This is a genomic window from Bartonella kosoyi (assembly GCF_003606325.2).
In the GTDB taxonomy this organism is placed as follows: domain Bacteria; phylum Pseudomonadota; class Alphaproteobacteria; order Rhizobiales; family Rhizobiaceae; genus Bartonella; species Bartonella kosoyi.
Map to the genome: position 1 here is coordinate 1800019 of NZ_CP031843.2, position 12498 is coordinate 1812516.

Consider the following 12498-nt stretch of genomic DNA (forward strand, 5'->3'; position numbering starts at 1 on the left):
ATCTCACCGCAATTTAAGTGTTGAAAGACCAATGAGAGCAAGAACAATTGAAATAATCCAGAAACGTATCACCACTTGGCTTTCAGTCCAGCCTTTTTTCTCAAAATGATGATGGATTGGTGCCATAAGAAACACGCGTTTTCTTGTCAATTTGAAATAACCAACCTGAATAACGACTGAAAAAGCTTCCACAACGAACAACCCACCAATAAGAGCCAAAACAATTTCATGCTTCGTAGCAACCGCAACAGTCCCCAGTAGACCTCCAAGAGCCAATGAGCCAGTATCCCCCATAAAAATAGCAGCAGGTGGGGCATTAAACCATAAAAAGCCAAGCCCTGCCCCTACAACAGCACCCAATAAAACGGCGAGTTCACCTGTTCCCGATACATAGTGTATTTGGAGGTAATCAGCAAAATTCATATTACCACAAAGATAAGCAATCAGAGCAAAAGATAAGGCCGCAACCATCACAGGAACAATCGCAAGCCCATCAAGTCCATCGGTCAAATTAACTGCATTCCCCGTGGCAACAATGACAAAAGCAGAAAAAGGAATAAAAAACCAGCCCAAATTGATAAGATAATCTTTCAAAAAAGGCAAAGCGAATCCAGTTGAGCCAATTTGCAGGATGATAAAAGCAGCAATTGCTGCAACAACAAACTCCAAGCTTAGACGTGCTTTCCCAGAAAATCCTTTGTCTGTTTGTTTTGTAACCTTAAGATAATCATCATAAAATCCAATAGCCCCAAAAGAAAGCATAACCAAGAGCGATACCCAAAAATAAATATTCGATAAATTACACCATAAAAATGCCGATACAACAATACCGGTTAAAATCATCAATCCACCCATTGTAGGTGTTCCAGCCTTTTTAAAATGTGTTTGAGGACCATCGGCACGAATTGGTTGCCCTCTGCCCTGACGCAATTTAAGAGAAGCAATGATGCTAGGTCCAAACAAAAAAACAATGAGCCCCGAGGTCAGCATCGCTGCTATCGTGCGAAAAGTAATATAACGAAAAACATTCACACCTGGAAGCCAATCACTCAACGAAGAAAAAAACAGCATCATGAGACAAAAAACCTCTTAAAACTATCAAGAAACCGCTTTATAGCGATCCAGCAATGCAGCCACAATATTTGATGAACAAAGGCTATTGGATGATTTAATCATAAGCAGATCGCCAGGAGAAATTTCGGTCAAAAGAAGCGGTAAAATTTTCTCAATATTTTCAGCATAATGAACCTTAACATCAGCAGACAAATCACTGACTAAAGATTTCATCGCCTCACCAAATAAAAAAACGGGATTAGCACCAGAAAGACGGATTGGCTTTATTAAATCATGATGAAGCTTTTCACTATACTCTCCTAACTCTAACATATCCCCTAAAACAGCAATTCGCCGTCCCTTCTCTCCTACTGGTCCTGTAGCAAGAAGCGCAAGAGCAGCACGCATAGAAGCAGGATTAGCATTATAGCTTTCATCAATGAGATAAAATTCACCTTCATTTGATAAAGACAATCGATAACGAATACCCCGCCCCTTTTGAGGAGAAAAATGGCTCAAAGAAAACACAATAGAATCCAAATCAACACCAACGGCATCACAAGCCGCAATAACTCCTAAACTATTTTGCACAATATGACGCCCCGGAGCTCCAATTTGAACTTCCCTATCCTGTCCTCCAATACACACAATCATGGAAGAATGATTGGTTAAAAGACGTATATCCCGCGCCTGATAATCAGCATTTTCAGTCTCACCAAAGCTTAAGATCTTTTTCACACCGCATTGCTTTGCTTTTTGAACAAGATAAGAAAAAAAAGCACTATCCGCATTTAAAATGGCAATACCTTCTTCATCCAATCCTTCAAAAATTTCAGCTTTTGCCTCTGCTATTTCTTCAAGATCTTTGAAAAAACCCATATGTCCTGCACAAATATGCGTAATGAGAGCAACATGCGGACAAACCAGTTTAACCAGAGGGCGAATTTCATCTTTATGATTCATGCCAATTTCAAAGATACCATAATCACTCTCCACAGGCATCCGTGCTAAAGTCAGTGGAACCCCCCAGCAATTGTTTAAAGAAGCGAGATTGGCATGAACCTTCCCAGCCGTTGCAAGAACTTGTTTTAAAGCTTCTTTTGTTGTTGTTTTTCCCACTGATCCTGTTATCGCGATAATTTTAGCTCTTGAACGCTTGCGCGCGGCTTTCCCAAGTTTTTCTAGGGCTTGCAAAACATCCGGAACAACAATCAATGGAGCCGATATCTTTTCTATATCCTTCAAACGATGTTCTGCCACAATAAGAACGCCTGCACCTCGTGCATAAGCTTGCGCAGCAAAATCATGTCCATCAAGATGATGCCCCTTAATGCAGAAAAAAATATCGCCTTCTGCAAGAGTACGGCTATCAATGGAAACACCAGGAAAAGTTTCTGGCACGCTTCCCATTACAATACCATCAATGGCCGCAACCAGTGCTTGTTTATCCCATAAAGCTGTCATCTCCTCCGGTCCTCTAGAGCTTCTATCGCTTTCAGACGATCTGAAAAAGGATACGTTGTCTGCCCTATAATTTGGCCATCTTCATGACCTTTTCCAGCAATAATGAGTGTATCACCAGCTTTCAAAAGCCCTACCGCATAAAAAATAGCTTCACCACGATCTGCTATCTCTATTGCTGTTGGTACCGCCTGTAAAATATCCTTGCGTATTTTTTCTGGCTTTTCTGTGCGCGGATTATCATCCGTTACAATAACCATATCCGCTTTATCTGCTGCAATTTTTCCCATCAAAGCTCTTTTTCCTTGATCTCTATCCCCTCCACAACCAAAAACAACAACCAAACGCCCTTGCGTAAAGGGACGAACAGACAGCAAAACCTGCTCTAAAGCTTCTGGTTTATGCGCATAATCAATATAAACAGGCGCATTCTTTTCTGTCTTTCCAACAAACTCTAACCGTCCAGGTGCTCCCTGCAAAGTTTCAAGGGCAGAAAAAACCTTATCAGGAGAAAGTCCTGTTGCAAGGGCCAGCCCTGCCGCCACAAGCGCATTGGCTACCTGAAAGTCTCCTGCTAAAGGCAAATCAAATGTATAAATCTTATTTTCCACACGACACTCAATACACTGTTTTGAACGTTGATGTTCAACACGATTAATTGTGATAAATTGTCCCTTACGTCCAATTGTCAAGACACGGCGGCGCGCTTGTGTAACAGCATCAATAACTTTTTGTGAATAGACATCATCAGCAAAAATCAGAGCAGGCGCAGATACAGGCAACAGTGTATCAAACAACCTCATTTTAGCCCGCAAATAATCCTCCACGCATTTGTGATAATCCATGTGATCTCGCCCTAAATTGGTAAAGGCACCAGCCGTTAAACGGACTCCATCAAGTCGTCCTTGATCAAGCCCATGTGAAGAAGCTTCAAGAGCGGCATGGGTCACACCTTCATGAGAAATTTCACGAAGAAGACGATGCAAGACAACTGGATCAGGTGTTGTGAGAGAACCATAATCATTCCGATGAGGTGAAACAACACCAACTGTTCCTATACTGGCAGCACACAATCCAACATGAGTCCAAATTTGCCGGATAAAAGAGACAACAGATGTTTTACCACTTGTCCCCGTCACAGCAACAACCGTTTCAGGCTGAGAACCATAAAAACGGGCAGCGGCCAACGCAAGACTATGACGAACATTCAAAACACGTAAAATTGGAACAGACAAATCCTCAAGAACCGTCTGACAATCAGTAACGATTGCGCGTGCTCCCCGCTTTATCGCATCATTGATATATTCTCTTCCATCCCCTTGCTTTCCTCGAACAGCGACAAAAACATAGCCCGGCAAAACTTGTCGAGAATCTGCACTGATTCCTGTTATTTCCATTGAAGAAAGCTTCTGATCTTCAAGACATTCTGTAAAAACTGTTCCAAACAACATAACGACGCACCTTTATATTCATTTTACCGCTGTTTAACAAAACTTGAATGGTTCTTTTTACCTAAAAAAGGCTCATATTCTTTTTTAAAATCCGGCTTTACACCAAGAAAACTGGCTGAACGACGAACAATATTTGCAAGCATTGGTCCAGCATTCATCCCTGCTGTTGCGGAATTTTTTCCCTCTTCTGGCTTAGGTTCATCAATAATTGTTAAAACAACATAAGCAGGATCATCAATCGGAAAAGCAGCCAGAAAACTATTGAAATTTTTTGTTTTAGAATATTTTCCATTTTCAACTTTCTCAGCTGTTCCGGTTTTTCCGCCCACTCGATAGCCTTCTACTTTTGCATTACGTCCAGACCCAATATCACTATTTAATTTATAAAGGTAACGCATATTTTGACTTGTTTTGGCCTTCAAAACCTGTTTTGCATGATGCAAAGTTTGTTTTTTTGTCCGTTTTAAAAATGTCGGCTCAATCAACCAACCACCATTCATTAAAGCAGCAGCCCCAACGGCTGTTTGTAAGGGTGTTGTTGCCATACCATGCCCAAAAGAAATTGTCATAGAATGAATATCCTTCCAATGATGAGGCACAATAGGATGGGCAACTTCAGGCAATTCTGTTGTAAGACGATCCAAAAGCCCAAGTTTTTGCAAAAAACTGCGATGTTTATCAATCCCTATCGCTAATGCCTCTTTAGCAGAACCAATGTTGGAAGAATAAATAAAAACCTCCCATAACGTTAAGGGACGATTTTTTCCGTGAAAATCATGAATCGTATAGCCACTACTTGCTTTTATGGGCCTTGAAGCATCAATAACACTGTTTAAATGAAAAATATCGGAATCAAGAGCCATAGCAGTCGTAAAACTTTTAATGATCGATCCCATTTCAAAGGTTCCAGCTGTCATCCGATTAAGACGATCACTTTTTAAAGCTTCAATAGGGTTTCCAGGATCAAAATCTGGGAGTGATGCCAAAGCCAAAATTTCCCCCGTGTGTATATTTAAAATAACAGCGCCTGCAGCAATCGCCTTATAACGCTTCATAGCCTGAATAAGTTCATCATGAACAATTGCCTGAAGTCGCACATCAATCGAAAGCTGAACTTGTTTTAATGATTCTTCCACGGCAAGACCAGCAGCACGCAGAGCACTCAACCCCGTATCATCAATATATTTTTCCATACCTGCAATGCCCTGATTATCCACATTGACCATGCCGAGAATATGGGAAGTTATAGGTCCATCGGGATAAAAACGACGAATTTCAGTCCGAAAACCAATTCCTGGAATACCAAGAGCCATAATTTGCGTTTTCTGCATGGGTGTTAACCCACGCTGTATCCAAGAAAAACCGGTTTTTCTTTTTAAACGCTTATAAGTTTCCTGCCAATTGAGATCAGGCAAAACTGTTGAAAGCAATTCAATTGTTTCATCCACATCAATAATACGCCGTGGCTCAGCAAAAAGTGAATAGGTTTTAATATCTGTTGCTAATAAACGACCATTACGATCAACAATATCAGGTCGTGCCGTCAATTGCAGAATGCTTGGTCCCTTTGCTTCTTCAATCTGTCCACCTTCCAGCCCGTAAGAAATAAGGCAAGCTCCCATGATGCCATATAAAATTAAAAAGCAGAACAACGAAAAAAGTAACCGTGGACGACTAGAGTACGAACGACGAACAGAAACATGATGATGATTCAACGAATCCTTTAAGCACTTTTTTTTCTTTGAGAATAAAAAGGACGATTTCATTGCTGTGCGCCTTTTTGAACAACGCGATTGACTTGAGAAGCCCGATTATTTGCCAAAATATCCTGATGATCTTCCAAGATATTTTGTTTAATTATTTCTTCAATTGGATCGTGTTCTCGTACCGGAATATCTTTAAGCTCCACGATTTGATGCGGCTGTATAACCTCTAACCCAAGTTGTTTTTGATAACGTTTCGCAAGTTTTTGCATGCGTGAAGGCCTTATCATGACAGCCCACTCAGCATGAAGCAAACTCACCGTATTTTTTGCTGCAGCAATTTCATGCTCAAGATGACGAACCTCACTCATACGTTTTTGAACATCATATTTTACTTTATAAGTAAGGCCTGCCATACAAATCATAATCATCACTAAAATCATATCAAATGTACGGAAAACTGTCATTTCTTGCCACTTTCAAAACCGGCAATCTCTGCTAAACCAAATAATTTCATATCTTCCCCAAGAGCTTCTGCATCAGTCCGCACCCCCATACGCAATCTTGCAGAACGTGAACGAGGATTCTGCTGTAATTCCTCTTTATTTGCCGTTATTCCCCCTTTAAACAAAGGGAAAAATGTTGCCGGAGAATGCTTTATTTCAGGTAAATGGCGTGATCTCATACCTTCTCCAGAACGAGAGACAAAAAATCTTTTAACCATACGATCTTCAAGAGAATGAAAACTGACAACCCCCAAACGGCCTCCAGCTTTTAAAATGCGTTCAGCAGCAAATAAACCACGCGCTAATTCACCGATTTCATCATTAACATAGATACGAAGAGCTTGAAATACACGTGTTGCAGGATGAATGCGATCTCCAGGCTTGCGCCCTACCAACGCTTCGATAGCATAAGCTAAATCACCTGTACGCAAAAAAGGCTGAACAGCACGACGCTTTTCAATCATTCGTGCAATTCGCCCTGCATAACGCTCTTCTCCTAATATCTTAAAAATACGCGCTAAATCCTTTGCTTTTAAATGATTGACAACATCACTGGCTGTAAAACCCGTCTGAGCCATTCGCATATCTAAGGGACCATCTTTTTGAAAAGAAAAGCCTCTTTCTGCTTCGTCAAGCTGCATTGAAGAGACACCAATATCCAAAATAACCGCATCCACCTTCTCTTCAACAACACGATCGAGCTGTGAAAATTCCATATGGACCAAACGAAGCCGTGGAAAAAATTCATCAACGAGGGTTTGACCGGCACCAATAGCATGCGGATCACGATCAAGAGCAATCACTTGTGCCCCTGCCTTTAACAAGGCGCGCGTATAACCACCAGCACCAAAGGTGCCATCAATCACTTTTGCTCCAACCAATGGCATAAGCCCAGCCAAAACTGGCTGCAACAACACTGGAATATGGCGTTCAGCTCTTTGATCCTGTTTTGTCAAAATAATCCGTCTTGAAGTTATGCTATTTCAAATCAACAGCGCCCTCATGGCAACCGATACCAGAATAACGAACCCTCAACTTTCATATACATCACCATGAAAGAAAAAAGTTAAAGATATTCCAAGACACATCCTAACGTATTATACTTAAAGAAATGTTATAGTTTTTTAAAACACTCTTTCATTCAAGTGTTCATTTAAAACGCAAACTCCATAAAAGATCATATGTCATTGAACATACAAAATATCGCGTATTATCCATAAAATATCAGTCGGCCTATAAGCCGGGTTCTGTAGTGTAAAGCTTATACTTTACATGGCAACCATTCATCTAGGACGGATGTTACCATCCGCCTCGTGCAACCTACCCGAATGACTCGCCCGGAAATCGGCTGCAAATTAAATCTTGCACGTCATTTCTATTTGGTCTTGCTCCCGGTGGGGTTTACCTTGCCACATTCATTACTGAATGCGCGGTGGGCTCTTACTCCACCCTTTCACCCTTACCTATAAAAATAGGCGGTTTGCTTTCTGTGGCACTTTCCCTAGGGTCACCCCCGCCGGGTGTTACCCGGCACCGTCTTTCCATGGAGCCCGGACTTTCCTCACCTGCCGCTTTTCAGCATTGGACAAGCGCGGCTGCCCAGCCGACTGACGTATTAACTTATAAAACATTTTCTGCTCTGTGAAAATAGCATCTGAAAATATTTTATAGCCAATCCCTTTTAAAAAACGTTATTACTTTGTTGTTATTTTAATGAAGCCAAATACATTTTCACTTTTGCGCAATATTTCGCCGAAATGGAATTCATTTTTTTTGCAGCATGTCCTGCATTATACTTAAGAATTGTACCACACGTACTTCCCCCACTGAGTTTATAGGCCCGTGCCAAATAACGCATACCATATTCAAGATTGGTCGCAGGATCGTACAAATCTTTTACAGAACCACTAAAGCCCAACCCTCGTGCCGTAGAGGGTTTTATTTGCATCAAACCTATTTCGCCCGCGGCCCCTTTTATGCTTGCCTTATAATTACTTTCAACTTTTACAACAGCATGGGCTAAATTAACGGGAACATTATGCTTCGTTGCAAGTTTCTGAATAAGAAACTCATAAGGACGTGCAGGTGTCTTAGAAGCAACAATCACTGAGCCCTCTTTTGATTCTGCAATATTTAAGGCACTATGAGTCCAGTTTATATCGAATATAAAAAATACAGCACACGCTGTATTTAACAAGTTTTTTAAAAATTGCATTTTCTTTCTCTTCACAACATTCTCAAATTCTATTCGCCAATAGTTTGCAAGCGCATTGTACAAAAAAAGAAAGCAAAAGAACGGCTTGAAAAAGGAAATACTAAGACAATTTCAAGATAAAATTCTCTATCAAAAGAAAATCTCTTTATGCACAAATTATAGATTGTCCTATATCATAAATTAAAAAAAATAAAGAGACTATAGTTAATCTTACAGTATATTCAATGAATATGATATACTGGATAAATTTCTATTATTGCTATTTTATCACCAATTTTTATAGTACAAAGATAACAATTTAAATAGACATAATATTTTTTACAGACGATGATTAAATTCTTTATTGAGATCAATTCCACCAAGCAATAGAGACAAAATCATCTTTACTGAAGAGCCTCGATATCACAAAAGTTTCAAAAAAAAATAAAAACCGTTATCCATGCTTCTCACGCGCCAATAAATGACCGCCACACTCTTTATCCTCAATAAACCATTAACCAAAACCAATCTCTCACCCCAACATCGTGCATAAAAAGCTCATAAATATATCAAAACCCTCATACTCTTTATCAATTCAAAAGATGGCAACAGCCTTTGGTCTTTGAGATAACTCAAAGAAGCTTTTTACTTTTTTCTAAAAAGGACATTTATCCACAAAAGCCCCTTGCTTTGTGTTGTGTAAAAAAACTGATTTTCATTTCTTTAACAGATTGAAAATAAGAGAATTCCACAATATTTATAATTCTCATTTCACGTATAAAAGAATAAATAACCCTTATAGAACAATATCTTAGAAAAAAAATTATATTCCTCTTTATTTCTAAAATAAAGCTTAACGATTATTGTTGTCTGTTTTTTTAATTCTCGAAAATATTCCTCCCGCCCCCAAAAAGCCTTTTGAGAATTTTCTATTCTTCCACTCAAACAAAAAAAAATAACGGATATATAAAATCCGCTTAACATGTTTTATTATAACAATTCATGCCTTTGCTTTGCTAGCAATAAGCGCTCTCAGATCATTTCACCCTCTATGAAAAGTCTGTCTTGATTTGAGCTGTTTTTATTCCTTTGGTCATTGTAACCATTGATAATACAGTTAACCTGAAGTATTCTCGATCAATTTACGATCACTCTTGTAATGATTGCAACCTGATTCCTATAATCCAATTTTTTTACCTTTTAGGTAATAGAAATTTTGCTAATGATCTTACAAATTGACTATTTTCCTTATACTTTTCAAAACGTCACGAAAAGCTCTACCCCTTAAAATCAAATACAAAAGCACGATTAAAAAAATAATTAAAAATAAGCATTCGCAATGGAAGGACGAGACATCGCTTTTGAGAGAGCCATAGCAACAGTTTCACCAAACTTGTGGGACTTTTCACGACTTTGACCACTTTCAGAAGCAAATGAAACCGCATCGCGACGCACTTGTTCAATAAACAGCTCCTGCTGCTGAGGACTCATCTTAGAAAGGTGCTCAATAATATCTGGAAAAGCCATCGCCCATCTCTCTAGCAATAACGCCTCTGTTACCTCAACCTGCTGAGAAGATGATGATGAAGAAGATATGTAGCTGGAAAGAAACTTATGAACAACAGCACTGCGAGGAGCAAAAATACCAACGCCCAAAATAAGAAACATAAATAAAATAAGAACAATACGACCGGAGAAAAATCCCATTATCTCTTACCTAAAGATTACAGAATCAGACACAGATTCTTCTTATAACATTCAACGATTTCTCAATAAAGAAAAACTCTCATTACTGAAAATGAATACGATAACACTAACCACTCAATGAACTTATCCCCCAGGACTACACGCTACGCAATAATAAATCTTACACCTTTTAAGGCCCCTGAAAATACCTTACCAAGCCTTAAAAACAATTTACAAAAAAACCTGACTGAGGAAATTCTCAGTCAGGCCAGACAATCTAGGGGATCCACGCGGGGGGGGGGGAGGAGGTTCCCCGATCGTCCTCTCGCATCAACCACTAAGATAGCCGATGCAATATTCTTGCTATGGAATAAAATGCTTTAAACAACAAGAAATTCTTATCATCTCCTACGCAAAAAAACACAAAAGAATTATAAATTGTTTAAAAATGGTGAAATTTAGGCAAAAAAAAATTCAAAATGACCCAATTTGAAGCAATTTTATTCCAAGAAACATCAATCAGAATCGACAGCCATTATAGTTTTTTATAATAATTTCTTTTACAGCTCTGATGATCATCATTAAAAAATAAGTAATCTGTATATATTCGCCCTATAAAAAATAGAATCAGCAGAATCACTTGCCCAGCAGCGATCACCACAAAAGAAAAACGTCGTCTTTAAGCCTTATACAATAAAAGCAGAAACACCTGCTCAAAAGAACAGATGAATTATTTCAATAAAAAACAATAAATTAAAGGGAAAAAGTCTTATCTATCTTCATGAAAATTTCTGAAAATGACACTTTAAAAATATTGTCAAATCTCTTGACTGCTAGCATCAATAAAGAATTGAAATAGCTTATGAAACAAATGAACCCTCTGAAGGTATTTATTTCGAATCATACCCTATAATCATTCCCAATAACGATAAACTACCCTAAAATAGCCAACACATCCCTATATATTATTTAGAGAAATCTGAGAATACAGTACATTAACAAAAGCGATTTATGCAAAATCGATTTGTTTATCTTGAATATCATCAACCAATAAACGCGGATCACGAGCAAGCCAAAGTGTCACCACACACGACTCACTGTTTTTACTTTGTATAGGAGTAAGACAAATCGTTTGCTCTAAAACAAATCCCGCATTTTTAAGCCATTGTTCTATTTGTGAAGCTGAAAATCCAAAATGCATAGGCGCTTGATCAGAATGTGAAGACTGAACTTCATGATAACAAAAATCTACAATCAATAAACGCCCATGAGGACGCAACACATCTGATATCTTATGAAGAGCCCCTTCAGGGTTTTCAAGAAAATGTAAAACCCAATGAAGGATGACTAAATCAAAAGTCGTCTCTCCAAAAGGCAAATGCAAAACATCACGATCAAGCACAACTTCAACCGCATGCGTATAAAGATCAGAAAATAATTTTAAGAGAGAATCTCCCCCCATTCCAATATTCAGCATCGTCTGAAATGGCTTATCACCCACGATTTTAAGTAAAGCATTTTCCACACCCTGGTCTGCTCCGTAGGACGATCGCAAGGCATCCCATTGCGACGTATTTTGTAAGAAATGTTTCTTCCTCGTTTTTTGACGCTGCTTTTTGACCTTCTTCAAACGTTCTAAATCGTGCACTAACAACGTATCATGCTTTGGCAAAGCCGAAAGAATGCTCATCACAATATCTTTACCCCAAAAATCATGACAAAGCTTAAAATAAAGAAAACCTCCCTTCTGATAACGCTCAATCAATCGTGCTTCGTATAATAAACACAAATGTCGTGATATACACGCTTGCGACTGATCAAGAATAAAAATAAAATCAGGGATTGTTAAATCTTCATGATTTAAGAGTCTGAGAACACGTAAATGACTCACTTCTGCAACCGCTTTCAGGATCACAATCATTGCATTTAAACTTGCACTTTTTTTCATAATTATTCCCTAAACTTTCCTATAAAGATTTATTTATAGGAACAAAAGTCAAGCATAATGCGCATATTCTTCTCTATTTCGTTCCCGCTATTTTATCATACTATGAAAAAAAATAGGCCTCTGTAAAAGATGAAAAGATTTTATCCCAGCGCCCAAAATAAATTATAATATATTGATTTATAATAGTAATCCATAATTTATAACCTCAATAAAAAGCTAAAGTATCGTAATTTTTTCTCCTTTAAAACCTATTCATGGTAAATCAAACAAAACCATCCTCTTGCTCCTCAGCAACGGTAACCTATGGATAAAAAACATAAAGGTAAATGAAATGCCTCTTATAGCTATCTCAAAACAAAAATGATCCAATATGTGGAGAGAATAAATAATAGGATGACTTAGCTCATCGCTTTTTAAGCAAAGGCGCTAAGCTCAACGACCAGAACATTTATAGAATAGCATTTTCCATAAAAAGACTCTCTCTTCATGGCAATTT

General features: G+C 38.5%; 9 protein-coding genes and 1 other RNA gene. All 10 read right to left on the reverse strand.

The window, feature by feature from the left end; genetic code table 11:
* Positions 1 to 3: 3 nt before the first annotated feature.
* The 10 genes from mraY to D1093_RS07930 all read right to left on the reverse strand — a co-directional run bounded on the left by mraY (position 4) and on the right by D1093_RS07930 (position 12002).
* Positions 4 to 1074: a phospho-N-acetylmuramoyl-pentapeptide-transferase gene (gene mraY, locus D1093_RS07880; RefSeq protein ID WP_120101810.1), complete on the reverse strand. Its 1071-nt coding sequence runs from the start codon at positions 1072 to 1074 to the stop codon at positions 4 to 6.
* A 24-nt stretch (positions 1075 to 1098) separates the two neighbouring features.
* Complete coding sequence (locus D1093_RS07885) at positions 1099 to 2517, reverse strand: UDP-N-acetylmuramoylalanyl-D-glutamyl-2,6-diaminopimelate--D-alanyl-D-alanine ligase (RefSeq protein ID WP_120101812.1); 1419 nt, start codon at positions 2515 to 2517, stop codon at positions 1099 to 1101.
* Positions 2514 to 3965, reverse strand: a complete 1452-nt coding sequence (locus tag D1093_RS07890; protein ID WP_120101814.1) for a UDP-N-acetylmuramoyl-L-alanyl-D-glutamate--2,6-diaminopimelate ligase — start codon at positions 3963 to 3965, stop codon at positions 2514 to 2516. The genes D1093_RS07885 and D1093_RS07890 overlap by 4 nt, the downstream gene beginning before the upstream one ends.
* Before the next feature lie 23 nt (positions 3966 to 3988).
* A complete protein-coding gene (locus D1093_RS07895) occupies positions 3989 to 5731 on the reverse strand; it encodes a peptidoglycan D,D-transpeptidase FtsI family protein (RefSeq protein WP_005775194.1) in 1743 nt (580 codons plus the stop codon).
* Positions 5728 to 6135, reverse strand: a complete 408-nt coding sequence (ftsL, locus tag D1093_RS07900) for a cell division protein FtsL (RefSeq protein ID WP_005775192.1) — start codon at positions 6133 to 6135, stop codon at positions 5728 to 5730. Before ftsL ends, D1093_RS07895 begins: the two co-directional genes overlap by 4 nt.
* The gene (gene rsmH / locus D1093_RS07905; RefSeq protein ID WP_120101816.1) at positions 6132 to 7130 is read right to left on the reverse strand and encodes a 16S rRNA (cytosine(1402)-N(4))-methyltransferase RsmH; all 999 of its coding nucleotides are present in this window, start codon (positions 7128 to 7130) and stop codon (positions 6132 to 6134) included. Before rsmH ends, ftsL begins: the two co-directional genes overlap by 4 nt.
* A 264-nt stretch (positions 7131 to 7394) precedes the next feature.
* An RNA gene (gene rnpB, locus D1093_RS07910) (RNase P RNA component class A) lies at positions 7395 to 7785 on the reverse strand.
* Between the two features lie 94 nt (positions 7786 to 7879).
* The gene (locus D1093_RS07915; protein ID WP_005775190.1) at positions 7880 to 8389 is read right to left on the reverse strand and encodes a lytic transglycosylase domain-containing protein; all 510 of its coding nucleotides are present in this window, start codon (positions 8387 to 8389) and stop codon (positions 7880 to 7882) included.
* A 1299-nt stretch (positions 8390 to 9688) separates the two neighbouring features.
* The gene (locus D1093_RS07920) at positions 9689 to 10075 is read right to left on the reverse strand and encodes a hypothetical protein (RefSeq protein ID WP_120101820.1); all 387 of its coding nucleotides are present in this window, start codon (positions 10073 to 10075) and stop codon (positions 9689 to 9691) included.
* A 988-nt stretch (positions 10076 to 11063) separates the two neighbouring features.
* The gene (locus D1093_RS07930) at positions 11064 to 12002 is read right to left on the reverse strand and encodes an ArsR/SmtB family transcription factor (RefSeq protein ID WP_120101822.1); all 939 of its coding nucleotides are present in this window, start codon (positions 12000 to 12002) and stop codon (positions 11064 to 11066) included.
* Positions 12003 to 12498: the final 496 nt, after the last annotated feature.